The organism is Streptomyces sp. NPDC015144, assembly GCF_043079735.1.
Lineage (GTDB): Bacteria > Actinomycetota > Actinomycetes > Streptomycetales > Streptomycetaceae > Streptomyces.
The window spans coordinates 1-25029 of sequence record NZ_JBIBUU010000031.1 but is presented as its reverse complement, the minus strand read 5'-3'; the positions used below and the strand labels follow the sequence as shown (position 1 = coordinate 25029).

The window sequence follows — 25029 nt, the reverse complement described above, 5'->3', positions numbered from 1 at the left end:
ACGCTTCGGCGCGATGCTTATCGTGCGTTGCCGACCGAGCTGCGCCTTGAAGGCCGTTGGGTCCGATATGCCGTCGCGTGACGCGGCCGGTTACTGCGACCAGCGGGAAAGGTGCCCGAGAAGCCTTGCAGCTGGCTGCGGGAGGCTCTGTCAGGGGCGGATGGCACCATGCCCCGCATGAATCTCGCACACCCGCTCGACGGCCTGGACGCTGTGCCCTGGGCATCTTCCTCCCACGCGTACGGCAGCGCGGAAGACGTTCCCGACCTGCTCCGGGCTCTTACAGGTACGGACGCCGCTGCGGCGTCCGAAGCGCTGTCGGAGCTGTACGGGAGCGTGCTGCATCAGGGGACGGTCTGCGCGGCCAGCATGGAAGCGGTGCCGTTCCTCGCCAGGATCGCGGCGGCGGGCCACCGTACGGTTGACGTCGTCGGGCTGCTCGGCGGCATGGCCGAGAGCGAGGACGAGTACGGGGTGGCGACGGGCGGTGTCCGGGCGGCCGTGGCCGCGCAGTTGGAGCTGCTTCTGCCGTTGCTGGCCGATGCCGAGTCGGACGTCCGGCGGACCGCCGCCTGGGCGGTTTCACACACCCGCGACGGCAGAACCGTCCTGCCCGCCCTGGAGATCCGCTGGGCGGAGGAGACCGAGCCCGCCGTCCGGGCCGAGATCCTGGCCGGGATCGCTCGGCTCGACCCGCAGCGTGGAGCGGCTGAGGCGGCTTCCGTCCTGGACCCGTCCCAGCCTGCCGTGGTGCGGCTGGCCGCCCTCTTCGCCTGCCTCGACTCAGGCGCTCCGTGGTCTGATTCCCTGCACGCGACGATGCTGTCGCTCTTGCCGGCCGACTCCTTGCGCTCCGACTTCGACCTCGAACGCGGCGAGCCGCTGGCCGCTGTCGTCGAGGCTCTCCTGGGGCGGGATCACGGACCGGAGCGGGAGGCGGCGTTCGTCCTGGTCGACGCGGCCCTGCGCGACAGTCGGGCCGAGGTTCGGGCCGAAGGCACCTGGGCAGCCGACCGCGCCTGCATGCTCTCCCGCAGTGCCCCGCAGCAGTTGGCGGAGAGCCTGCGTGCCGCGGCTGTCGACGACAAGGCCGTGGTGGACATAGCCTCTCTCTTGGGGCGGTTGGCCCGCGCCGCCGAACCAGCTGCGGACGCGCTCGCCCCTCTCGCCGGACGGAACCTGGACCGGGAGGACGATCACGCCGACCGCGCTCTGGCCGCACTCGTGCTCGTCGCACCCGAGCAGGCCGCCCCGCTCCTCGCCGCCGGCCTCAAGCACCGCCCGCGCGCCCTCGACGCAGCGACCGGACTGTGGGACGAGGAGAGCGTGGCCTTCCCGTTCGACAGGGAACTCCTCGATGCCGTTCGCTCCCGCCTCTCACAGCCCGCGGCGCTCAGCGGCAACGAACCGTGGCAGCTGACCAGCCTGTTGGCCGGGTGGGGCGCCGAGGCGGCGGCTGCGCTGCCCGAGCTGTGTGCAGCGATCCCCCATATTCCCGGCCAGGCCACCCGTGCCCTTGCTTCCGTCGCGGCAGACTGCGCTCCAGCGGATCGTGACACGGCCGTCACCGCGCTGCGAGCGGCAGCACAGCGGGACGTCCTCCCGGCGGCGAAGGCCCTGTACGACCTCACGGGCAAACCCGCGCCGCTACTGCGATGCCTCGAACAGGAACTCGGCCGGGGTGGCCGCGACCCGCGCGACGCAGCCAGGACCGCTGCCGTACTCGGTTCCTGCGGAGCGGCTCTGGCACCACTCCTGCGTGAGGCGCTCAGTGATCCGGGCAAGGACACCACGCCCGCGCTGGACACGGACACGGCCCTCGCCGAAGCTCTGTGGCGCGTCACAGGAGACCCTGAACCTGTCGTCGCCGTCCTCGCGTCGGTCTTCGACCGTGCCGCGCAGAGCCAGTGGGCCCGCTGGGCGGTGGTGAGGGCCGCCCGGACGACCGCGCTCCTCGGCCCTGCCGGTCGCCCGCTCACCGCCAGGCTGGAAGCGGCCCTCAGCGACCCGGTGCAGGCGTCGGCCGTCGTCCTGGCCCTCGTAGCCGTGGCGAACCCTGCCGCTCTGGACCAGGCCGCACTCGCCTCCGCCGTCCTGGCCTCGGCCGAGTGGGACGCCGATCCGGCAGGGGCCTGCGACGCCCTGGAGGCCCTCGGAGGCGCAGCCCTGAACGGCGACCACCTGCGCCGGCTCGAAGTCCTCGCAGACGGCGACGCCCGGGTCGTCCGCTCGGGAGTCGAGAACCGCATCATCCGCCAGGACGAAGCCTTCCGGGGCCGCGCCCGGGCGCTCCTCGCCACGTTCAGGAACGCCGCGACGTCCTGAGCGGACGACCACGAGTGTCGTGCCGGCGGCGCGGGACGTTCCCCTGCGCCCGGCCTACTCGGGCGCCCCGGTCGACTTGGGTTCCGGCATGTGAACGGGCATGACGCCGAGAACGAGGTTCTCCATGGCCTCGGGCATACGGCCGAATCGGGCTGGCCAGTCGTTGACGACGTACAGTTCACCGTCCTCGTCCAGCCCGAGGAACGCGTGGCCGCCAGCGAGTTCTCCGACCGGGAAGAGGTGGTGGCCGATCTCCTCGCCCCATCCGCCGAACCGGTCGGCCTCGCCCAGCGCCAGGAGCGGGTCCAGGTCGAAAGGCTCCCTGGCGCAGGTGATGCCGGCGCCGCCGTGCCCGACCGTCAGCCCGCCGAACTCGCGCAGGAAGCCCTCGGCCGCGGCATGGGAGCGGAAGCCGTCCTGCTCCAGTCGCTGTTTCCAGCCCGCCGTATCGACGGTCCGTCCGGGGTGCCAGCCCGCTTCCCGCAGGACCCGCTCCACCTCGGACGACCAGGCGTGCGGCTCCGCCGGCCTCGCGGCGCCATTGGTGCGCACTAGGCCCGCCGCGAACACGACGGCCTCCGCCGGTTCGGGCGTCGCCAGCCGGACGACGTCTCCCCGCCTGTCGCGGCCCACGACCTCGTACCTGTCGGGGCGGGCGAACATCGCCGGAAGCGGTGCGCGTCCCCACTCCTCCCATCTGTTCCCCGTGGACACGCTCAGCTGCTGCATCGAGACCCAGGGGTACATCGCGCCGAGCGTGGTGTCGCGGCCGGCCGCCTCGATCAGGCGTCCAAGGGACGGCGGCCCCTGCCGCTCGTCGGCAGGCCGAGGGCGGTACGTCTTCAACAGCTTCGACCAGGCTGCCGCGTGTGCGGGCGACGCGGAGGTGGAATCCATGCGCCGACCTTGACGGCGCCGAACGCTTCCGTCAATGGACGGCCCTGTGGCCACCGACATCAGCCGTGTGACGATCCCGGTGTGAACGCTCCAGAAGATCTCTCCGCCGCCGAGCGCGCATTCATGCTGAATCCCTTTGAGATCGACATCCTGCCGGGCGTCCGCGGCGATCTGGACGAACCCCTCGCATCGGCGCCGCCTGGAGAGCTGGTTCCCATACTCCTTCCCCTGATCGACAAGGGGTGGATCGATGTGTGCCGCGTCATCCCCTGAACGCCCCCGAGCGGAGGCAGCGGCTTCCAGCCCGGCCCGCCCCTCGCCCGCGAGGAACTGCTGAACGCCCTGACCGACGCGGACAGCTGGGAGTACCCGGAAAGCGGTGACTGGATCGGCTGCGTGACGCTCACGCACACACCGGCGGGCCGTCTGATCTCCTGGTGAGCCCCCTCTCCTCTTCAGCGGTCCGGAGAAGAGCCCAGTTCGCCCGAGGCAGACGGGGAAGAGCGCGAAAGGACTGGTCACGGCCCTGGGGCTATGTCAACGTGGACGACCGCCCGAGCCCTCGACCACGTGGAGGCGCCCCTGTACCCCCAACACTCCAGCGATTCCCGTCCTCCCGAACCTCCGTACTGGGTCACTCCTCGCCACTTGGCGGGCGATGACGAGGCCCTGGCTGACCAGGTCGGCGCGGCCCTCGCCGCCGCAGACTGGCGGATGTGGCCGACCGCCCGTGACACCCTCCTCTACACGAGCCCCAACGGGCTGTGCGGCGCCGAGTGGACGCGCGCCGCCTGCTCGTTCGAACTGGGAGACCTTCCGGTTGCCTGGCAGATCTCCGCCCGGTCGCATCCCGGCAGCACCCTGCCGGAATGGAACGCGTACTTCACCGCTGGCGTCCCCCACGAGACCCTGACCGACTTCCTTCTCGCTCTCGACGCCCGCACGGATCCGGCCTTCTGCTTCGACAGCCCAGAGGCTGTCCTGGCGGCGGTCTGCGCCCAGGGCTGGGCCCGCGACATCGACCGTCCGCGCACCGCCGCTCTTGCCTCCGGACTCACGGCCGGAATCTCCCTGGAGGAAGTGCCTTCGCTCGTTCGCGATGCCGACCCGCGGCCCGGGAGACTCGGCTGGCAGGCGTGGGCCGAACCCCGCGTCGGTGATGCCTACCTGTGGTGTGCGGCCTTCAGCGGCAGTACGCCGCATGACCTGGTCGCGATCTTCGCCTCCTCCCTCGCCTCGCCACACCCTGTGCAGCGCTCAAGCCTGCCCGCCGGGGTCGAAGGGCAGCTCACCGTCATCCACCCGGGGACCCAACGGCAGCGAAAAGCACGCGGACCGGAGTGAGGCAGGGCAGCGGGCGGCCCCGAAACTTCGGGAAGTTTTCGGGAAGTCCAGCCGCCAAGGGCCGTCTCTGACCGGATCCAGCCGGACAGATCCAGCCACCGGAGGTGCCCTGGCCGGCACCTCCTCCGCTGACCGAAAACCACCCCTGACCAGCAAAAAGACCCTCCCGAAGGAGGGTCCTCGATCGTGCGCCCCCGGCAGGACTCGAACCTGCGGCCAAGTGCTTAGAAGGCACCTGCTCTATCCACTGAGCTACGGGGGCCGGGTGGTGGCCTCGGCGGCCTGGAGCCCTGGGGCCGGGCCGGTCGGTGACCTGCCGGGACAAGGATAGGGCTCCGATCACCTTGTCCTGGTTGCTTCACCTGCGTGGCACGATGTGGAGGTTCGGTGAAGCGAACCGATAATCGCAGGTGGGTGGGATTCGTGCAGCGCTTTTGACGTCTGGCGCGCCGGGTGTTGTGCACTCGTTATGCCTGCACCCCCACTCGTCCGCTCTGTCCGGACTTATTTCCCGGGCGAACCGGCGCGCAGAGGTGTCTATACGCTTCAAAAAGGCTCCAAAGTTGGGCATTCTTCGCATGTGGTGACCTTGGACGTACGGCCTCAGCTCATCGACGCACTCTCCGCCCTCCGCGACCGTGTCGCTGCCGTGCGTCTTCCCCTTCCGTTGCCGGGGGCCGAGCGCGCCCGGCAGAGCCGGAGCGAACTGCTCGCCCAGCTCGACGACTATCTGCTGCCCCGGCTCAGGGACCCCGAGGCGCCGCTTCTCGCGGTCGTCGGGGGATCGACCGGGGCGGGCAAGTCGACCCTGGTCAACTCGCTGGTGGGACAGTCGGTCAGCCGGGCCGGGGTGCTCCGGCCCACCACCCGGACGCCGGTGCTCGTCTGCCACCCGGACGACCACCACTGGTTCGCGGGGGTGCGCGTACTGCCGCAGCTGACCCGGATCTGGCTGCCGCCCCAGGAGGCGGGGGGCCCCGGCCGGTGCGAGGAGTTCGACGGGGTCGACCCGCTCGACGGGGCCGGGGAGGACGACGCCGGCGCACTGCGGGTCGAGACCGCGCCCGGACTGCCGCGCGGGCTCGCGCTGCTCGACGCGCCCGACATCGACTCCCTGGTGGTCCGCAACCGGATGCTGGCCGCCCAGCTGATCTGCGCCGCCGACGTCTGGGTGATGGTGACCACCGCCTCCCGGTACGCGGACGCCGTGCCCTGGCACCTGCTGCGCACCGCGAAGCAGTACGACGCCTCGCTCGTCACCGTGCTCGACCGGGTGCCCCACCAGGTGATCGGCGAGGTGTCACGGCAGTACGGGGCGCTGCTCACCCGGGCGGGCCTCGGCGAGGTGCCCCGCTTCACCATCCCCGAACTGCCCGAATCGGCCTGCGCCGGCAGTGGACTGCTGCCCGCCACCGCCGTGGCCCCGCTGCGCGCCTGGCTCAGCCACCGCGCCCAGGACCCGGCGGCCCGCCAGCAGGCGGTCGGGCGTACGGCGGCCGGGTTGATCGACTCGCTGGACGTCCGGATGCCCGAGCTGGCCGGGGCCGTCGCCGCCCAGTACGCGGCGGCGGTACGGCTCACCGGGGTGGTGGAGGACGCCTACCGCGCGGAGAGCGCCAAGGTCCGGCGCCGGCTGCGCCGCGGCGGGGTGCTCGCCGGGGACGCCCGCACGAGATGGCGCGGCTACCCCCGGTACAGCACCTCGGCCGAGCTCCTGGACGCACTGGTCGAGAGTCTCTCCGCACTCCTCCAGTGCGCCGTGGCGGCCGCCGACGAGGAGATCCGTACGGCCTGGCAACGCGACCAGGCGGCTCGGGAGTTCGGCTTCGAGGGGGTTCGCCGGGAGGAAGGGGGGTGGGGTCCTGCCGAGGACATCCGGGGCCGGATCGCCCTGTCCGTACGCCGCTGGTGGCGGGTGCTGGAGGAACTGGCCGAGGAGGAGGTGCGCGGCATGGAACGCAACGCGGCGCCCGACACCGAGACGGTGACGGCGCTGCTGGCCGCCGCGCTGCTCGGCGGCCGCCGCACCCGGGGCGCGGGGGAGCAGCTCGCCGAACGGATCGGTGCCCAGGGCGCGCTGCGGCTGCGCGACCGGGGCGGGGCGCTGCTCACCGACTGCCTCGACCGGGTGCTGGACGACGAGCGCGACCGGCGGCTGGCCCCGCTCGACGCCCTCGACGTGACCCCGGAGCCGCAGGCCGAACTGATCGCCGCGCTGTCCGTACTGCAGAAGGAGAGGTGGCAGCATGACTGCCGTCACTGACGAAGGGGCCGGTTCCGCCGGGAACCCGGGGTCCGGCGAGGGGCCGGAGGGGGAGACGAAACCGGGTCCGGAGCGGGAGAAGGAACGGGAGCGGGAGCGGGAGAAGGAGAGCGAGCGGGCCCGGGGGGAGGGGCGGGGCTGGAACGACGGGCTCATCGCGCGGCGGGCCGTGGACCGGGCGGCGGAGACCGGATCCGCGTCCGCCCCCGCATCCGGCCTCGGATCCGCGTCCGTCCCGGACGACGGGGACGCGGCTCCGCCCCAGGTCGAGGCGTACGTACCCACGAGCGGGCCGCTCCGGCCCCGGCTCGACGCGCTCCGTGAACTCGTCGGGCTGTCCCGGGCGCGGCTCGACGGGGACACCCTCGACGAGGCGGGGCGGGTGCTCGACGAGGCGGCGGCCCGGCAGCGGCTCTCCTCCCGGCACACCGTCGTCGCCGTCGCCGGGGCCACCGGCAGCGGGAAGTCGACGCTGTTCAACGCCCTCGCGGGGGCCCCGATCTCCGAGACCGGGCTGCGCCGTCCGACCACCGCCGCCCCGATCGCCTGCTCCTGGACCGACGGCGCCGCCGGGCTGCTCGACCGGCTCGCCGTCCCCGGCCGGCTCCGGCGCAGGCCGCAGCAGACCGGCGGGGGCGCCGACGAGTCCCTGGACGGCCTCGTACTCGTCGACCTGCCCGACCACGACTCGGCGGCGACCGAGCACCGGGAGCAGGTGGACCGGGTGCTCGCGCTGGTGGACGCGGTGATCTGGGTCGTCGACCCGGAGAAGTACGCGGACGCGGCCCTGCACGAGGGCTATCTGCGGCCGCTCGCCGGGCACGCCGAGGTCACCTTCGTCGTCCTCAACCAGATCGACCGGCTGCCCGGCGACGCCGCCGACCAGGTCCTCGACGACCTGCGCCGGCTGCTCGACGAGAACGGCATGGCGCTGGGCGAACACGGCGACCCGGGTGCCGTCGTCATGGCCGTCTCCGCGCTGACCGGCGACGGGATCGACGAACTGCGCGAGGTGCTGGGCCGGTTCGTCCAGGAGCGCAGCGCGGCGGCGCGCAGGCTCTCCGCCGACGTGGACGCCGCGGCGGCCAGGCTCCGACCGGCGTACGTGGCCGAGGGACGCGTCGGGCTCGACGAGCGGGCCCGGGAGGAGTTCGCCGACCGGCTGGCCGAGGCGGTCGGGGCGGCCGCCGCGGGCCAGTTGGCCGAGCGCGAGTGGCGCCGCAACGCCGGACGGGCCTGCGGCACCCCGTGGCTGCGGCTCTGGCGCTGGTACGAGTCGACCCGGCGCCCCGGGAGCCGGGATTCCCCGGCCCGGCCGGAGCCGCCCGAGCAGCGGATCACCGCCCGGCAGCGGGTCGAGCAGGCGGTGCGGACGGTGGCGGACGAGGCCGCGCACGGGCTGCCCGGCCCGTGGGCGCAGGCGGTCCGGGAGGCCGCGGCGCACGGCGCGAAGGAGCTGCCGGAGGCGCTCGACGCACTGGTCGAACGGGCCTGGACCGAACGGGTGTCGGGGGCAGGGGGAGTCGGCAGCTGGGGAGCCTCCGGCGCGCCCCGGGCCCGGGACGGCGCCGCGGGGTCCGGTGCTTCCGGAGCGTCTGGCGCCTCCGGTGCGTCCGGCGCCTCCCTCGCGCAGCGGGCGCTCGGGGCTTCCGGCGCGGTGCGGGGCGGCCGGGTGGGTGGAAGGCCGCCGAGGCCGAGGTGGTGGCCGGTCGCGGTGCTGGCGCAGGTGGTGATGACGCTGCTGCAGTTCACCGGCGCCTTCTGGCTGGTGGGCCAGTTGGTCGGTCTGTTCGCGCCGGGCTATCTCACGCCCGCCCTGGTGATGGTGGCCGGGGTGGTCGGCGGCCCGTTGGTGGAGTGGTCCTGCGCGGCGGCGGCGCGCGGCCCTGCCCGGCGGTACGGGCAGGAGGCCGAGCGGCGGCTGCGGGAGGCGGCGGCGGCCTGCGGCCGGGCCCGGGTGCTCGATCCGGTGGCCGCGGAACTCGTGCGCTACCGCGAGGTACGGGAGAGGTACGCGGCGGTGACGGAGATTTCCACAACCGGCGGGTAGTCCACAGGCCCCGGCAGGATTTCCGCCTTCCCTTCACTCTGGAACAGGTGACCGCGACCACGCGGTGGCCGTTTCGAAGACCGAAGGGAAGGCGGATCCATGAACGAGACTTTGGTGACCCTGGTGGGCAACGCGGCGACGGGAGTGGAGTTCCGGGAGACCGCGACCGGCGGAATGGCGCGATTCCGGTTCGCGGTGACGCCGCGCCGCTGGGACCGCGAGAAGCAGCTCTGGGCGGACGGGCACACCAGCTTCTACACCGTGTGGGCCTGGCGGTCCCTCGCCTGGAATCTGTCCGGTTCCGTTTCGATCGGTGAACCGCTCGTGGTGCACGGCAGGCTGAAGGTGCGTGAGGAGGAGCGGGAGGGGCAGCGCCGTACGTCCGTGGACGTCGAGGCGGTGGCGGTGGGCCACGACCTGTCCCGGGGAACGGCGGCGTTCCGGCGGCTGTCGAAGGCCGAGCCGTCCCCGGCCGTACAGGCGGGGAGCGCGGACGCGGAGCGGTCCCCGACGGAACGTCAGGAAGGGGTACCCGCACTCGCGTCGGCCCCCTGAGCAAGCCGGACCAGGGCCCCGGTGGCGGGTGCGGGGGCAAGGAGCGGGCGCGTTCGCGACCGGGCGTCGCGGTGGGAAGGAAGTGCCGCGAGGGGCGGGAAGGAAGTGCCGCGAGGGGTGGTGGACGGGGCCGGAAGGTGAACGGCGGTGTTTCCGGGATAACGATTCCGATTCGGAATGGTTGTACGACGGTATGACGGGGGACTGTTCATCTCTTCGTCCTTAGGATTCCGAGTACTCACGGGGCACTTGAGTCGACTGGCGGGGCAATCCCCACACGCGCATCAGGCGCGGAGGGCCCCGCCCGGAGGGGAATTCTGTGTTTTCTGCTTCTTCAGCGACCGCTTCGTCGTCCTCGGAGGCGACGGCCATATCTCCGAGGCGGCGCGGCATAGCCCGGCTGGCCGCGTCGGTGATGGCATCCGGTCTGGTCATGGCGGGCGCCTTCGTCGGCGCGGGCAGTGCCGTCGCCGACGAGACGCCGCAGCACCAGGGCGGCGCGTCCGCGGTGCTGGACGGCTTGAAGACCTTCGACCGTGCCGTCCTGCACAGCAACGGCCGGAACCAGCAGCTGCCCGCCGGTCTCTTCGAGATGACCGTCGACGGCGGCGGCAAGCTCAAGACGTACTGCATCGACATCCACAACCCCACCCAGGACCAGGCGAAGTACCTGGAGACCCCCTGGAGCCAGACCTCGCTCAACAGCAACAAGAACGCGGGCAAGATCCGCTGGATCCTCGAGCACTCCTACCCGCAGGTCGACGACCTCGCGGAGCTCGCCAAGGCGGCCGGCACCGGCCCGCTCACCGAGAAGACCGCGGCGGCGGGCACCCAGGTCGCCATCTGGCGCTACTCGGACGGTGTCGACGTCGACGCGACCGACGCCCAGGCCGAGAAGCTGGCCGACTGGCTGGAGAAGAGCGCCACCGACCAGGAGGAGCCCAAGGCGTCCCTCGCCCTGGACCCGGCGGCGGTCTCCGGCCGCTCCGGTGAGAAGCTCGGACCGGTCACCGTCCACACCAACGCCGGACAGGTCTCCGTGACCGGTCCCGTCGACGCCGCCAGCGGCGTCAAGGTCACCGACAAGGCCGGCCAGCCCGTCACCACCGCGGCCAACGGCGCCGAGCTGTACTTCGACGTCCCGGCGGGCACCGCCGACGGCACCGCCTCGCTGACCGTCCAGGCCACCACCTCGGTCCCGGTCGGCCGGGCCTTCGCCGGCGTCACCAAGAGCCAGACCATGATCCTGGCCGGCTCCAGCGAGTCCACGGTCTCCGCGACCGCCACCGGCACCTGGGCCAAGAAGGGCGCCATCCCGGCCGTCTCGGCCCAGAAGAACTGCGCCAAGGGTGGCGTGGACGTGACCGCGAGCAACGAGGGTGACGAGGCGTTCACCTTCCAGCTGGCGGGCAAGGAGCACACCGTCGAGGCGGGCAAGACCGAGACGATCACCGTCCCGGTCGCCGAGGACCAGGCGTACGACATCACGGTCACCGGCCCGAACGGCTTCTCCAAGACGTTCAAGGGCATCCTGGACTGCAAGACCAGCGGCAGCGGCAACGGCGGCAACGGCGGCACCGACACGCAGACCGGCGGCGACAAGACCCCGGCCACGTCCGGCGGCAGCTCGACCGGTTCGACCGGCGGCTCGGGCGACCTCGCCGAGACCGGTGGCTCCAGCGCCACCCCGGTCATCGCGGGCGTCGCGATCGCCCTCGTCGTCGTCGGCGGCGGCGCGGTCTTCCTCCTGCGCAAGCGCAAGGCCCAGCCCACCGCGCAGTAGCGGCGGGCGGGAGCAGCAGTAGCAAGGGCGGACGCGCGACAGCGGGCCCCCGCCGTCACCCCGGCCCCGGGCCGGGGTGACGGACGGACGGCGGACCGTCACCACCGCCCGTCGACGACCCCGGCACGCCGCCCCGGCGCGCCGGGGTCGTCCCATGTCATCCGGCGTCCCATGTCATCCGGCCGCGCCCCGGGTACGTGCCGACGCGCAGGGTGCCGGACGGCGCCGGTGGACGCCTGGCGGGGCGTACCGGGGCGTTGCGGGGAAGCGTGCCGGGGGTGCCGGGGCGCCCCGGGCGGCAGGGTCCGCCTCCCCGCCGGAGGGCGTCCGGGCGGGCCCGGAATACACCGTGGGCCGTACTGGTTTCCATCCGGGTACCCCCGTCAGGCAAGATGGGTGTATCTGCCCACTCATCGATTGCCGGACGGTTTCTCTTGGCTGAGTACATCTACACCATGCGCAAGACGCGCAAAGCGCACGGCGACAAGGTGATCCTCGATGACGTCAACCTGAACTTCCTGCCCGGCGCGAAGATCGGTGTCGTGGGCCCCAACGGTGCCGGTAAGTCCACGGTGCTGAAGATCATGGCCGGCCTGGAGCAGCCGTCCAACGGTGACGCGTTCCTGTCGCCCGGCTACAGCGTCGGCATCCTCATGCAGGAGCCCCAGCTGGACGAGTCGAAGACGGTCCTGGAGAACGTCCAGGACGGCGCCGCCGAGATCATGGGCAAGCTCAAGCGGTTCAACGAGGTCGCCGAGCTCATGGCGACCGACTACTCCGACGAGCTCATGGACGAGATGGGCAAGCTCCAGGAGGACCTGGACCACGCCAACGCGTGGGACCTGGACGCCCAGCTGGAGCAGGCCATGGACGCGCTGGGCTGCCCGCCCGGCGACTGGCCGGTCGTCAACCTCTCCGGTGGCGAGAAGCGCCGCGTCGCGCTCTGCAAGCTGCTCATCGAGGCCCCCGACCTGCTCCTCCTCGACGAGCCCACCAACCACCTCGACGCCGAGTCGGTGAACTGGCTGGAGCAGCACCTCTCCAAGTACGCCGGCGCCGTCGTCGCGGTCACCCACGACCGCTACTTCCTCAACAACGTCGCCGACTGGATCCTGGAGCTGGACCGCGGCCGCGCCCTGCCGTACGAGGGCAACTACTCCACGTACCTCGACAAGAAGGCCGCCCGCCTCAAGGTCGAGGGCCGCAAGGACGAGAAGCGCGCCAAGCGGCTCAAGGAAGAGCTGGAGTGGGTCCGGTCCAACGCCAAGGGCCGCCAGACCAAGTCCAAGGCCCGCCTCGCCCGTTACGAGGAGATGGCGGCCGAGGCCGAGAAGATGCGGAAGCTGGACTTCGAGGAGATCCAGATCCCGCCGGGCCCCCGGCTCGGTTCCATCGTCGTCGAGGTCGAGCACCTCTCGAAGTCCTTCGGCGACAAGGTCCTCATCGACGACCTCTCGTTCACGCTGCCGCGCAACGGCATCGTCGGCGTCATCGGTCCGAACGGCGCGGGCAAGACCACGCTGTTCAAGATGATCCAGGGCCTGGAGACCCCGGACTCCGGCTCCATCAAGGTCGGTGACACGGTCAAGATCTCCTACGTCGACCAGTCCCGCGCCAACATCGACCCGAAGAAGACCCTCTGGGCCGTCGTCTCGGACGAGCTGGACTACATCAACGTCGGCCAGGTCGAGATGCCCTCGCGCGCCTACGTCTCCGCGTTCGGCTTCAAGGGCCCGGACCAGCAGAAGCCGGCCGGCGTCCTCTCCGGTGGTGAGCGCAACCGCCTCAACCTGGCGCTGACCCTCAAGGAGGGCGGCAACCTGCTCCTCCTCGACGAGCCCACCAACGACCTCGACGTCGAAACCCTCTCCTCGCTGGAGAACGCGCTGCTGGAGTTCCCCGGCGCCGCGGTGGTCATCTCCCACGACCGCTGGTTCCTGGACCGGGTCGCCACGCACATCCTCGCGTACGAGGGCGACTCCAAGTGGTACTGGTTCGAGGGCAACTTCGAGTCGTACGAGAAGAACAAGGTCGAGCGCCTCGGCGCGGACGCGGCCCGTCCGCACCGCGCCACGTACAAGAAGCTCACGCGGGGCTGATCGTCTTGGCCCGTCACCTCTACAGCTGTCCGCTGCGCTGGTCGGACATGGACGCCTTCGGGCACGTCAACAACGTGGTCTTCCTCCGCTACCTGGAGGAGGCGCGGATCGACTTCATGTTCCGGCTGGCGCCCGGGGACGGCTCGCCGTCCTTCTCGGGCGGGTCCGTCGTGGCCCGGCACGAGATCGACTACGTACGGCCGCTGGTCCACCGGCACGAGCCGGTGACCGTCGAGTCGTGGGTCACGAAGATCGGTGCCGCGTCGCTGACGATCGCGTACGAGATCAAGGACCCGGACCAGGTGTACGTGCGGGCCTCGACCGTCGTCGTGCCCTACGACCTGGCCGAGTCGCGCCCCCGGCGGATCTCCGCCGAGGAGCGGCTCTTCCTCCAGCAGTACATGGCCGAGGAGCCCGCGGCAGCATGACGGTGCCCGTACGGTCGCTGGAGTTCGCCGACGCGAGGGAGGCCGAGGATCTCGCGGCCTTCCTCGGTCGGCTCCTCCACTACGACCGGGCCGCCGCCGTGCGGATGCAGGCGGGCGGCAGCGCGCTGGCCGTCTTCGGCAGGCCGCCGTCGTTCGAGGTCCTAGCGGTCCGGGCGGCCCGGCTGGCCGGACCGGACGGTTTCGACGTCACCGTGTCCGCCGGTGAACTCCTCGAATCCCTCGGGGAGTCCACCGGCACCGGCGCGCTCCCGGCCCCCGTCACCGGCCCGCCGTGGACCGGGGTCCTCCCGCCCCGCAGCGGCTGGCACGAACAGCCGGGGCTGCCCGGCCCGGTGGACCTGCGCACCGCGCTCTCCGCCGCCGTGACCGAATTCCGCGACCGGGACGCGGCGCTCCCCGAGCCCCACCGCACCCGGGCGGAGCGGGACCGGATCGGCCGCGAGATCTGGTCGCGCCCGGTCGGCCCGACCCGGCTCCCGCTGCGCGCCGTGCACGCCGCCCAGTCGCTCGGCTTCCTCCGCGCGGCGCCGGACTTCCCCGTTGCCCTGCTCGCCGCCGGTTCCTGGCTGCGGCTGCGCACCCCCTTCGGCTCCATCGCCCTGCGCGCCCCCGGCAGCGGGCTCGGCGACCTCGCGGTGACCGTCGGAGGCTGACACCCCCTACGGGGCGGCCAGCGCCCGGTCGACCAGACGGAGCGCCGCCAGGTCCTGCGCCTCCTGCGCCGGATCGCCCATCCGCAGAGTGAACGTGGCGCTGGTCGCGGCCCGCGCCCCGTCCGGGGTCACCCCGCTCTCGGAGACGACTCCCAGATGCGTACCGCCGTGGAACCAGACCCCGCCCCGGACGCCGGGGACCGGGCGCCAGGCGATGCCCAGCCCGTACCGGACGCCCGGCGCCGGGCTCCAGTCCTCGGCCGCCACCGTCTCCTTCATCGCCGCCAGCTCGGCCGGGCGCAGCAGCCGCCCGCCCATCAGGGCGCGCAGGAAGACGCCGTGCTCGTGCGGGGTGCTGATGACGGCCCCGTCCGCCCCGCCGCCGGACGCCAGCGTGGTGTCGGTCGGCCGCTTCTCGCCGGGGAACCAGGTGTACGCGCGGGCCGTCGGCTGCGGCAGGTACGGGGAGGTGCCGGGGGTGGACGTCCGGCGCAGCCCCAGCGGCTCGACGATCCGGTCGTGCAGCTCCTGCTCCCAGGGGTTGCCGGTCACCGCCTCGACGACCAGGCCCGCGAGCAGGTAGTTGGTGTTGGAGTAGCCCCAGCGCGGCCTGCCCGGCTCCGGCAGCCACTGCGGCGGGCGGCTCAGCGCGGCGGCGAGCTGGTCGGCGGGGGCGGCGGGGCGGAACCGGGACCGGCGGTAGCCCTCGGGGGTGAACGCGTCCGCCGCGTCGGGGGAGACGGCCAGGTAGTCGTTGAGCCCGCTGGTCTGGCGGAGCAGATCGGCCACGGTGATCCGGCGGCCGTCGTTCCCGTTCCCCCGCACGGTGCCGGGCAGCCACCGCTCCACCGGATCGGTGAGCCCCAGCCGCCCCTCGCCCACCAGTTGGAGGACGAGCACGGCGGTGAAGGTCTTGGTGTCGCTGCCGATCCGGTACGAGGAGTCCCAGGGCACCGGCTCGTGCGGGGCGCGCAGATCGGCGGCTCCGGCGCGGGCGACGGTCCGGCCGGCGGCGCTCTGCACCTCGGCCAGGACGCCGGTGGCGCCGGTGGCCCGGATCGCGTCCACCGCGCGCTGGAGGCCGGTTCGGGGTCCGGCGGCGGCCGACGCGGGGGCGGCGGCCGTGGTGACCAGGGCGGCGGCGGTGGCCGCCAGGCCCGTGCGGCGGCTGATCACCGGACCTCCCCGGCGGCCGGGCAGGTCAGGTCGGCGGCGGGCAGGGTGCCGTCGCGCAGGTAGTCGTCGACGGCCCGGTCGGCACAGGGGACCGGGGTGAGCCCGTCCGTGCCGCGCCCGAACACGCCGTGCGAGCGGATGTCGGCCGTCACCAGCCGGGAGCCGGTCAGCCGCCGGTGCAGGGCGAGGGCCCCCTCGTACGGGACGTTGTTGTCCCGGCGGGCCTGGAGCATCAGGACGGGCACGTGGTTGCCGATCGCCGTGGCGGGCTCGCGGGAGGGGCTGGTCCAGAACGCGCACGGCGCCGTCATCCCGTTGACGAACGGGCCGAAGACGGGCTGGCCGGACCGGCTGCGCTCCATGTTCCGCCAGTACGTCTCCGGGTCCTTCGGCCAGCCGCCGGCCGGCCAGCCCCGGTCCCCGCACATGAAGAGCGCCCCGCCGAGCATGCTGTCCGCCAGCTCCGGCGAGCCGAGCAGTTCGAGCAGTCCGGCCAGCTCCGGGCCGGGCTCGACCGGCCTGCCCGCCGCCGCGTCGGTCAGATCGCGCACGGTGGAGGCGAGCGCCGCGTCGTACTCCGTGTGCTGGACGAACTGGCGCAGCACCAGCCGCAGCAGCGGGGCGTCGAGCGGGAGGCCCGAGACGGTGACGGGGCGGTGCTCCGCGCCGTCGAGCAGCCGCTGGACGCTCGCCCGGACGCGGGCGGGGGTGGTGCCGAGCCGGTAGACGGCGTGGTGCCGGGCGGTCCAGGCGGCCCATTCGTCCAGGCCCGCTTCGAGCGGCGCGCCGGACCGCTGGAACAGTTCGTACTGGGTGGCCGCCGGGTCGGTGGAGGAGTCGAGGACGACGCGGTCGGCGCGGCGGGGGAACATCTGGGTGTAGACGGCGCCGAGGTCGGCCCCGTACGAGACCCCGTAGTACGACAGCTTCGGCGCGCCGAGGGCGGCCCGGATCGCGTCCATGTCGCGGGCGACGTTCCTGGTCGTGGCATGCGGCAGCAGCCGGGCGTTGTCCTCGTGCCGCAGGCAGCGCTCCGCCGTGTCGCGGGCGGACCGTACCGAGCGCTCGAAGTCCGCGCGGGGGCTGGTGACCGGGCCGGGCGCGGGCGCCGGGGCGGCCGGGTCGCAGCCGATCGGGGTGGACCCGCCGAGGAAGCGCGGGTCGAAGCCGATCAGGTCGTAGCGCGCCGCGACGTCCTTCAGCGCCGGGCGCAGCGACAGGGGGTGGGCGAGCCCGGTGCCGCCCGGCCCGCCCGGGTTGGAGAGCAGGATGCCGCGCCGCTCGCTCCGGGGTGCGGTGGCCCGTATCCGGGAGATCGCGATCCGGATCACCGGGCCGCCGGGGTCGGCGTGGTCGAGCGGGACGGTGACCTTCGCGCACCGTGCGCCGGCTTCGGTCAGCTCCGGCTGGTCGGCCGGACAGGGGCCCCAGTCGAGCCGTTGCCGGGCGGTGGCGGGGGCGGTCCCGGGGTCCGGGGCGGCCGACGCGGGCACGCCGCCCGCGAGCAGACCGGCCAGACCGAGCCCGGCGGTGACCAGTGGAACGAGGCGCATCGTGCTCCCAGCGTCGAGGTACGGCTTCCGTCCTCGACGCTAGGGGCGCGCACCCCGGGGAACCATCGGGCCACCCGGCGGAGCCGACCGGGGGAAAACCCCACCCCAACTGCCGTTACTTGCCCGGCTGTTCACCGTCCGGCCAGATCCCGATGTGGTCCCGCTCCAGCTCCAGCAGCACCCGGTGCTCCATACCGAGCGCCTCGGTGTAGTCGGCGGGCAACTGGAGCCGCCCCGCGCGGTCGAGCATCGCGTACTCCCGGGCCACCTGGGACTCCAGCCCCGTCGCGGCGTCGACCTCGGTGCGGCGCAGCACCTCCGAGGAGGTGCGGCCGTCGCGGATCGCGACCGTACGGCGCACCTCGTCGGCCACCGCCTGGTCGTGGGTGACGATGACGATGGTGGTGCCGAGCTCCTCGTTGGCGCGGCGGAACGCGGCGAAGACCTGCTCGCCGGTGGCCGAGTCGAGCTCGCCGGTCGGTTCGTCGGCGAGCAGCACCGACGGGTTGTTGGCGAGTGCCACCGCGATGGCCACCCGCTGCTGCTGGCCGCCGGAGAGCTGGGCGGGGCGCCGGTCGCGGCAGTCCTCGACCTCCAGGATCCGCAGCAACGACTCGGCGCGGGCGGCCCGTTCGGCGCCCCGCAGCCGTTCCCGGCCGCGCAGCTGCATCGGCAGGGTGACGTTCTGGAGGGCGGTGAGGTAGGGGAGGAGGTTGCGGGCGGTCTGCTGCCAGACGAAGCCGACGACCTCCCGCCGGTAGCGGAGCCGTTCCTTCGGGCCCATCGACAGCAGATCGCGGCCCGCGACCGTCGCCGAACCCGCGGTCGGCACGTCCAGCCCGGCCAGAATGTTCATCAGGGTCGACTTGCCGCTGCCGGACGCGCCGACCAGGGCCATCAACTCGCCCTCGGACACCAGGAGATCCAGGCCCTGGAGGGCCTGCACCTCCACCCCGTCGGCGGAGAAGATACGGACCAGCCGGTCGCAGGCGATCAGCGCGTCGTGCCCGTAGGAGGGCCGGTCGCGGCGGGCGGCGGCCCGCTGTTCGAGCTCGGCGAGGCTGAGGCTGGTGTCGTCCGACGGCGACGTCATCGCGGGTCTCCTGACCTGAGTTCGGTGATCGGTCCGCGGCGGCTCGCCCACCACGCCTGGGCGGCGGCCGCCCCGACGGTGAGGACGACGACGCCGAGTGCCGGGAGCGTCAGCGACCACGGGGCGGGCCGCAGCAGGGCGGCGTCCGGTGCGGCGTCGTCCGTCCCGTTGAAGAGCGCCAGCCCCGCGAGGTCGACGCCCGGCGCCAGCAGCGCGATCGTCGCCCAGCCGACCAGCACCCCGCCGAAGGCCGCGGGCAGCGCCTGGGGCAGCGATTCCAGGCCCAGCAGCCGCCTGCCCTGCCGGGAGGTGAGCCCCATGGTCCGCAGCCGGGCCAGCAGCGCGGTGCGCTCCGGCGCCGTCCGCAGCAGCGACAGCAGGACCGCCAGCAGGGCGTAGCCCGCCCCGACCCCGACCGCCGCCGCGTAGATCCCGCGCGTGCCCCGCTGCATCGGGGTGTCGACGAAGGCCGCCCGCTCCTCGGCGCGTATCCGTACGGAGATGTCCTTGCCCGCCGCCCGGGCCGCGGTCCGCAGCGCCTTCGGGTCCGGGGCACCGGCCACCAGCAGGGTGGTGGTCCACTGCCGGGTGAGCACCGCCGAGTCGACGAGCAGGAAGTCGTGGTCGGGGACGGCGGCGGTACGCGGCATGATCCCGGCCACCCGCACCCGGAGGTCCCCGGCCGGGGTGGTCAGGTCGCGCGGGCCGTCGCCCAGCTCGGCGGCCACGGACGGCGACGCGATCACCGGTACGACCCCGGTCCCGGCCCCGCCCTTGCCCCTGCCCCGGTCCGCGCGCAGCCGGTCCGGCTGGAACGTCCCCAGCTCCGCCGAGCGGGCCAGCCGCGCGTACGCGTCCGGATCGACGCCCAGCACGGTCGCGTTCTTCATGCTGCCGGTACCGTCCGCGCCGGGCGGCAGCGGCACCCCGGACACCACCTGCACCTCGGCCAGCCGCCGCACGCCGTCCGCCGCCCGGACCTCCCGGATCAGCCGGGCCGGGAGCGGCGCCGCGTCGAGCAGCCCGCTGATCCGGGCGTCCGCGCCGACCTCCAGCACCGCCGCCCGGTCCCGGGCCTCCGAGACCCCCGCGAGGACCGAACCGCCGAACGCCGCCGTGGTCAGCGCCAGCAGCAGCGCGAGCAGCGGCAGCGCACCGCCCGCCGAACCCCGCCCGGCCCGGGCCAGCGACAGGAAGCCGATCGCCCCGCGCCGCCGGGCGACGGCCCGCGAGGCCAGCCGCAGCGGCAACGGCAGCAGCCGCACCAGGACCAGTGCCGCGATCAGCCCGACGAGCACCGGCGCGGCGCTGACCAGCAGATCGCCGCCGCCCTCCGCCGTACCGCGCCGCCGCAGCCCGACCACCGCGCCCACCGCCAGCACCAGCACGGTGAGCTCGGCGACCGTACGCAGCCGGGACGGGCGGGCGGTGATCAGATCGTCACGGGCCCCGGGCAGCCGCGGCCGGCGGTGCGGCGCCACCGCCCCCACCGGCACCGCCACACAGACCAGAACGGCGACGGCGACCGGCCCGGCCACCGCGAGCCCCGGCCGGGCCGACCCGAAGAACGGCAGCGCGGCCAGCAGCCCCAGTGCCGCCGCGGGCACCGCGACCACCGCCGTCTCGGCCAGCAGCCGCCCGGCCAGCCCGGCCAGCGAACCGCCGCGCGCCCGTAGCAGCGCCAGCTCCTCCCGGCGCCGCCCGCCGATCAGCCCGGCCGTCATCAGCAGCACCACGGCGGCGACGGCCCCGACCCCCACCGCGGCGACCGTGACGACCGGCCCGATCGCGGTGCGCAGCGTGTCGTACCCGGCGAGGATCTGGTCCAGGCCGGTCGTGAACACCGCGTTGTCACCGGCCGTCGCGCGCAGCCGCACCAGCCCCGGACCGCCCTCCAGCGAGGCGAGCGCCGTGCGCAGCCCCGGCACATCGGCGGCGGTCAGACCGGAGGCGTCCGGCGGGAACCGCCAGAACATCTCCGGCTCACCGGTCGAGCCGAGCAGGGCCGGCGCGGCGTCCTGCGGCAGCAGCACGGTCGCGGTCCAGTAGTGGCGCGGCGGGTCCAGGCTGGGCGGGTTCGAACCCGGCTCCGGCACCAGCGCCGGGGTCCGGAACAGCGGCTCGGCCGACCAGTAGGTGCTCCGGGGCTCCCTGGGGGTGATGATGCCGGTGATCCGTACGGTCAGATGCTCCCCGGCCCGGGTCGGCACGGAGACCGTCGCCCCGAGCCGGGCGCCCAGCGCCTTCGCCGTCGCCCCGGTGACCACGCCCTCCACCTCGTCGGTGTCCTCGGTGACCAGGCCGCGCACGGCGGGCCAGGCCCCCGAACGCAGCGTGGCGTGGTCGCGGAGGTCCGACGGGGTGGCGTAGCTCAGTTTCGGGTCGACCCCCTCGGGCCGGGGCAGCCAGGGTTCCGGCGTGGCCATCGGCTGGGCGGTGCGGAAGCCGTACGAGGAGTCGGCGGCACCCGGCCGCACCTCGGCGGGCATCGCGGCGCGCGCCTTGTCGTGGACGGCCTTCAGCGCCGCACCGCGCACCGCCGCCTCGCGCTCGGCCGGGGGCAGTTGGAGGCTGGGCTGCGGGCTGATCAGCTCCAGGACGCTGCGCCCGGCGCCGGCGGAGGTGATGTCCTGGCGCAGCCCCTCGGTCCCCTGGTGCTCCACCGCGCGCGGGAAGACGGCCGAGAGGAACGCGGTGACCAGCACCAGCAGCGCCAGCGCCCAGGCGGTGCCGGGCGCGGTGCGCAGCCGGGTGCGCACCCAGGGCGCGTCGGCCGGGTGCCGGCCGGTGCGAACGGAACGCGAAGTCATGTCAGCTGTCCCCCTGGACACGCAGCGAGGTGACGGTATCGATGCCGCGCAGGGCGAGGAACACCACGGTCAGCAGCGGAAGCACGGCGACCCCCGCGAGCAGCATCGCGGTCTGCCCGGCGGGCAACCGCACCAGCACCCCGGGGACCGGCGCGGTGGCCTGCCCGGTGAGCACGACGAGCGGCACGACGGCCCGGTTCAGCACCGTCCCGAGGACCGTCCCGACCAGCAGCGCGATCGTGATCAGCACCCCCTGCTCGACGGCGATCATCCGGGTCAGCCGTCTGCGCGGGGTGCCCAGCGCCCGCAGTACGGCGAATTCGCCGTTCCGCTCCCGCTGCGCGCCGACCGCGCTCACCGCGAAGCCGACCGCGGCCAGGGCCGCCGCGGTGACCGCCATCGCGGGCAGCGCGGACTGTGGTCCGGCGCCCAGCGGATCGCCGGTCAGCTCCCGGGCGATCTCGTCCCGCACCAGGATCCGTGCCGGTTCGCTGTCCGGCCGGGCCCGCAGCGCGGCGGCGGCCTCGGCGGTCCGCCCGGGTGCGGTGGCGAGCCACCACTCGTTGGCGGTGAGCACGGCGCCGGGGCGCTGGGCGAAGACCTGGCCCAGCGCCCGGAGGTCGATCAGCAGGGCGCCGCCGTCCCGGGCCGCCACAGGGGCGGAAGATTCCATACCGACACCGGTGGTGGGCAGTTGCCGGACCGTGTCCGCGATCTTCACCCGGACCTTCTCACCGGCCAGCGTGACATCGACGACCTGCCCCTTCCGGGCCCCGGCCGCCTTCAGATAGGCGTCGGTGGCGAGGGCGTTCGGCACCGGGGGCTTCGGGCGGGGCGCGGTGACCCGCATCGAGTAGGCCGGGGTGGAGTCCCAGTCGTTCGGGGCGTAGGTGATGTCGTAGCCGACGGTCAGCGGGCGGTCGGCGGAGGCGGACGCGGTCAGCGGCTCGGCGGGCGCGGGTTCGCCGCCGGAGCCGGTGCCGGACAGTGCGGCCCGCCAGCCGAAGCCCGCGGGGACCGGGACCGCCCGCCCGGTGCCGTCCGGGCCCGTGGCCCGCAGGCCCTCGACGGTCAGCCGGTGCCGCTCGTTCCCTTCGAACGGGCGGTTGCCGGTCAGCTCGAAGCCGGTGACCGTGAAGTCGGCGCCGTCCGCCACCCCGACGGTGAAGGGGTGCGCCCTGCCGTCCGTCGGCACCGCCCCGGCCACCACCCGGTACGGCAGCCCGTAGCCGTCCTCCACGAGCACCGAGAGGACCGGGTCGTCGCCCGTCGCCCGGTGCTTCGCGTCCGTGGTGATCCGCGCGTCGAACCGGAACCGGGTGCTGCGCCCGGGCAGCGGCAGCCCGGTCCGGGCGGGCCGCGGCGCGGCGAGCGGTTCGAACAGCCGCTGACGGGGCTGGTCGGTGAGGTCGTCGCGGATCAGCATCCGGTCGGGGGCGTGCGCGGTGTCCAGGGCGAGGACCGTGGCGGTGCGCGCGTCGGAGAGCTCGGTCTCCGCCCGGAGCGCGGGCGCCGCGTCCCGTACCCCGGGCAGCCGGGCGTAGCCGACCGCGGCCGCCGGATCGTCCTGGACCCCGGTCAGCACGCGCAGGGACGCACCGGTCCGGAAGTCCGCCTGGTCGCTCTGCGAACGGTCCCAGGAGGCGCGCTGCCCCACGGCCAGCATGCCCATCGCCACCGCGAGGACCAGCAGCAGCACCGGCCCGGCACCCCGCAGGGGGCGGCGGCTGAACTGCCAGCCGGACAGCGCCGCGATCAGCCCCCGGCCGCCCGCCGCCGCCCGCTCCGCGAGCCGGGCCGCCGGCGGCAGCAGCCGCAGCGTCAGCACCGTGCCCGCGAGCAGCAGCAGCGCGGGCGCCGCGACCAGCAGCGGATCGATCCCCAGATCGCCCCGGCGGTCCCCGCTCAGCACGCCGCCGCCGAGCTCCGAGGCCCGCCGGTCCAGCTGCCAGTACGCCACCCCCGCGATCACCAGCAGCCCGATGTCGGCGCCCGCCCGCAACGGCCCGGGCAGCGACGCCGCCCGCCCCGCCGGACGGTCCCCGGCCCCGGCCGACAGCGCGGGCGCCACCACCGCCAGCGCGCACGCCAGCGCGACACCCACGGAGACCAGCCACACCGCCCCGGTGGCCCCCGCCTCGATCCGCACCCCGACCCGGGCCAGCGCGCCCCGGTCCGCGAGCAGCCGGGTCAACGGCCCGGCGAGCAGCGGGGCCACCAGCGCGGCGGGCAGCGCCAGCAGCAGCGCCTCGATCGCGGCGAGCGCCGTGATCCGGCCGCGCGAACCGCCCCGGGCCCGCAGCAGCCGGGTCTCCCCGGCCCGCTCGCTGCTCAGCAGCCGGGCCACCAGCAGCAGCGCGTACCCCGCGAGCAGCACCAGCTGCACCGCCACGATCATCAGCGTCGAACGGGAGACCAGCAGCGCCCGGTCGATCTGCTCCAGCACCCGGGGCAGCGAGGTCCGCGCGGAGGCCCCGCTCTTGAACTCGGGAGCGGACGTCACCCGCTTCGGGGCGGCCTCGGCGGAGGCCCGCAGCCCGTCGATACGGCCGGTGGTGACCGTACGGAAGTCGGCGGACGCCAGCCAGGACATCGTCCCGGCGCTGACCCGCCCGGACCCGGGCACGGCCGCCCCGGTGAGCAGCGGTCCGTACGTGGTGAAGGCGAGACGGCGCACACCGCGCCCGCCCAGCTCGTCGAGCTGCCAGTACGGGTCGGCCGGGTCGGCGACCTCGTACACCCCGGTCACCAGGACGGGCAGCGGCTTGTCGGTCAGCCGGTCGGTGACCGTGAACCGGGCGCCGGGCTCCAGCTTCAGCGCCTTGGCCGCGGGCAGCGGCAGCGCGGCCTCGACGGGCCCGCCGTCCGCCCCGCCGTCCGGTGCGGGCGCTCGGCCCGAGGTGATCCGGACGCGGCTGCGGTCGAGCGCGGCGAAGTGGGCGAGATCGGGGTCGTCGGAGCGGAGGCTGGGGGCGCGCAGCCCGGTCGGCAGCGCGTACGCCCCCGAGGTCTCCAGCGTCCGCACGGTCACCGGCAGACCGTCGAAGGCCGCACCGGCCGCCTTCCGGGCGACGGCGTCGGCTGCCTCCCGCCGGTCGGGCGGCACCTGCGCGGACACCACGAAGGAGGCGTCGGCCGCCGAGCGGTGGGTGAGGGCGTTACGGAGCGCCGCGTCGCCCACCGAACCGGAGAAGGCGGTCAGCGCCGCCAGCACCGATGTGGTCAGCAGCACGGCGAGGACGGCGGCGCAGAGCAGCAGCCGATGGGCCCGCACCCGCAGAAAGACGAACCCCGTCACTCACGTCCCCCTGAGCCCTCAGCACTCTCACGCCCCCCGGCGTGAGCTCGATGCTTTCAAGGGCTGGAGGCTCTTGGAAACCGCTTGCGTACGTACTTGATTCGATTGTGACCGTTTATCGGTGCTGGAGGGTCGAATTCCGGCTTCAGCCCGAAGTGTTGATCATCGAGGCGGCGGCGTAGGTGAGGTAGTCCCACAGCTTCCGGTCGTGCTCCGGCGCCAGCCCCAGCTCGTCGAGCGCCACCCGCATATGGCCCAGCCACGCGTCATGCGCCGCTCGGTCCACCCGGAAGGGTATGTGCCGCATCCGCAGCCGGGGATGCCCGCGCCGCTCGCTGTACGTACGGGGGCCGCCCCAGTACTGCATCAGGAACAGCGCGAACCGTTCCTCGGCCGGGCCGAGATCCTCCTCCGGATACATCGGCCGGAGCAGCGGGTCCTCGGCAACCCCCTGGTAGAAGCGGTGTACCAGGCGCCGGAAGGTCTCCTCGCCGCCGACCTGCTCGTAGAAGGACTGCTCCTGAAGCGTGTCGCGCGGAATCTCTGTCACCCGACCATGGTCGCAGACGCACCGGCCGAGGACCGGGGTCCTAGGACCTGTCTTCAAACTGCCGCCTGCCGTGCGGCGCCCGGCACGCACGCTCGCCGCGTTGTCGGGGTCACCCCGATACATCCAGTATC

The 25029-nt window shown here is 73.9% G+C and carries 17 protein-coding genes and 1 tRNA gene; 10 read left to right on the top strand and 8 right to left on the bottom strand.

Annotated features, from left to right (window positions below):
- Nucleotides 1-177: 177 nt before the first annotated feature.
- Nucleotides 178-2325, top strand: a complete 2148-nt coding sequence (locus ACF08W_RS33185) for a hypothetical protein (RefSeq protein ID WP_392281564.1) — start codon at nt 178-180, stop codon at nt 2323-2325.
- Nucleotides 2326-2379: 54 nt separating this feature from the next.
- Here ACF08W_RS33185 and ACF08W_RS33180 read toward each other — a convergent pair whose 3' ends face one another.
- Nucleotides 2380-3222, bottom strand: a complete 843-nt coding sequence (locus ACF08W_RS33180; protein WP_392281563.1) for an SUKH-3 domain-containing protein — start codon at nt 3220-3222, stop codon at nt 2380-2382.
- A gap of 81 nt (nt 3223-3303) precedes the next feature.
- On the opposite strand from ACF08W_RS33180, the gene ACF08W_RS33175 reads away from it, so the two are divergent.
- The gene (locus tag ACF08W_RS33175) at nt 3304-3495 is read left to right on the top strand and encodes a hypothetical protein (protein WP_392281562.1); all 192 of its coding nucleotides are present in this window, start codon (nt 3304-3306) and stop codon (nt 3493-3495) included.
- Nucleotides 3496-3792: 297 nt separating this feature from the next.
- On the top strand, nt 3793-4566 hold the full coding sequence (locus tag ACF08W_RS33170; protein ID WP_392281561.1) for a DUF317 domain-containing protein: 774 nt from the start codon (nt 3793-3795) through the stop codon (nt 4564-4566).
- Nucleotides 4567-4755: 189 nt separating this feature from the next.
- Here the strand turns inward: ACF08W_RS33170 and ACF08W_RS33165 are convergent.
- Nucleotides 4756-4828 (bottom strand) — tRNA-Arg (locus tag ACF08W_RS33165).
- 327 nt (nt 4829-5155) lie between these two features.
- On the opposite strand from ACF08W_RS33165, the gene ACF08W_RS33160 reads away from it, so the two are divergent.
- From ACF08W_RS33160 to ACF08W_RS33130, 7 genes are all read left to right on the top strand, one after another.
- Complete coding sequence (locus ACF08W_RS33160) at nt 5156-6829, top strand: dynamin family protein (RefSeq protein ID WP_392281586.1); 1674 nt, start codon at nt 5156-5158, stop codon at nt 6827-6829.
- A complete protein-coding gene (locus ACF08W_RS33155) occupies nt 6813-8879 on the top strand; it encodes a GTPase (RefSeq protein ID WP_392281560.1) in 2067 nt (688 codons plus the stop codon). The genes ACF08W_RS33160 and ACF08W_RS33155 overlap by 17 nt, the downstream gene beginning before the upstream one ends.
- A 99-nt stretch (nt 8880-8978) precedes the next feature.
- The gene (locus ACF08W_RS33150; RefSeq protein ID WP_385204003.1) at nt 8979-9434 is read left to right on the top strand and encodes a single-stranded DNA-binding protein; all 456 of its coding nucleotides are present in this window, start codon (nt 8979-8981) and stop codon (nt 9432-9434) included.
- Between the two features lie 319 nt (nt 9435-9753).
- The gene (locus ACF08W_RS33145) at nt 9754-11217 is read left to right on the top strand and encodes a Cys-Gln thioester bond-forming surface protein (protein WP_352275419.1); all 1464 of its coding nucleotides are present in this window, start codon (nt 9754-9756) and stop codon (nt 11215-11217) included.
- A gap of 434 nt (nt 11218-11651) precedes the next feature.
- Nucleotides 11652-13316, top strand: a complete 1665-nt coding sequence (gene ettA / locus ACF08W_RS33140; protein WP_352275418.1) for an energy-dependent translational throttle protein EttA — start codon at nt 11652-11654, stop codon at nt 13314-13316.
- Between the two features lie 5 nt (nt 13317-13321).
- On the top strand, nt 13322-13744 hold the full coding sequence (locus ACF08W_RS33135; RefSeq protein WP_352275417.1) for a thioesterase family protein: 423 nt from the start codon (nt 13322-13324) through the stop codon (nt 13742-13744).
- Nucleotides 13741-14418, top strand: a complete 678-nt coding sequence (locus tag ACF08W_RS33130; RefSeq protein ID WP_392281559.1) for a hypothetical protein — start codon at nt 13741-13743, stop codon at nt 14416-14418. Before ACF08W_RS33135 ends, ACF08W_RS33130 begins: the two co-directional genes overlap by 4 nt.
- A gap of 6 nt (nt 14419-14424) precedes the next feature.
- Here ACF08W_RS33130 and ACF08W_RS33125 read toward each other — a convergent pair whose 3' ends face one another.
- The 6 genes from ACF08W_RS33125 to ACF08W_RS33100 form a co-directional block, all read right to left on the bottom strand.
- Nucleotides 14425-15594, bottom strand: a complete 1170-nt coding sequence (locus tag ACF08W_RS33125; protein ID WP_392281558.1) for a serine hydrolase domain-containing protein — start codon at nt 15592-15594, stop codon at nt 14425-14427.
- Nucleotides 15591-17147 (bottom strand): alpha/beta hydrolase, encoded by a 1557-nt coding sequence (locus ACF08W_RS33120; RefSeq protein WP_392281557.1) that lies wholly within the window; start codon nt 17145-17147, stop codon nt 15591-15593. Before ACF08W_RS33120 ends, ACF08W_RS33125 begins: the two co-directional genes overlap by 4 nt.
- A 115-nt stretch (nt 17148-17262) precedes the next feature.
- A complete protein-coding gene (locus ACF08W_RS33115; RefSeq protein WP_352275412.1) occupies nt 17263-18240 on the bottom strand; it encodes an ABC transporter ATP-binding protein in 978 nt (325 codons plus the stop codon).
- Nucleotides 18237-21050 carry an FtsX-like permease family protein gene (locus ACF08W_RS33110; protein WP_392281556.1) on the bottom strand — a complete coding sequence of 938 codons (2814 nt, stop codon included), beginning with the start codon at nt 21048-21050 and terminating at the stop codon, nt 18237-18239. The genes ACF08W_RS33115 and ACF08W_RS33110 overlap by 4 nt, the downstream gene beginning before the upstream one ends.
- 1 nt (nt 21051) lies before the next feature.
- Nucleotides 21052-24348: an FtsX-like permease family protein gene (locus ACF08W_RS33105; protein WP_392281555.1), complete on the bottom strand. Its 3297-nt coding sequence runs from the start codon at nt 24346-24348 to the stop codon at nt 21052-21054.
- A gap of 145 nt (nt 24349-24493) precedes the next feature.
- A complete protein-coding gene (locus tag ACF08W_RS33100; protein ID WP_352275406.1) occupies nt 24494-24898 on the bottom strand; it encodes a globin in 405 nt (134 codons plus the stop codon).
- Nucleotides 24899-25029 lie beyond the last annotated feature (131 nt).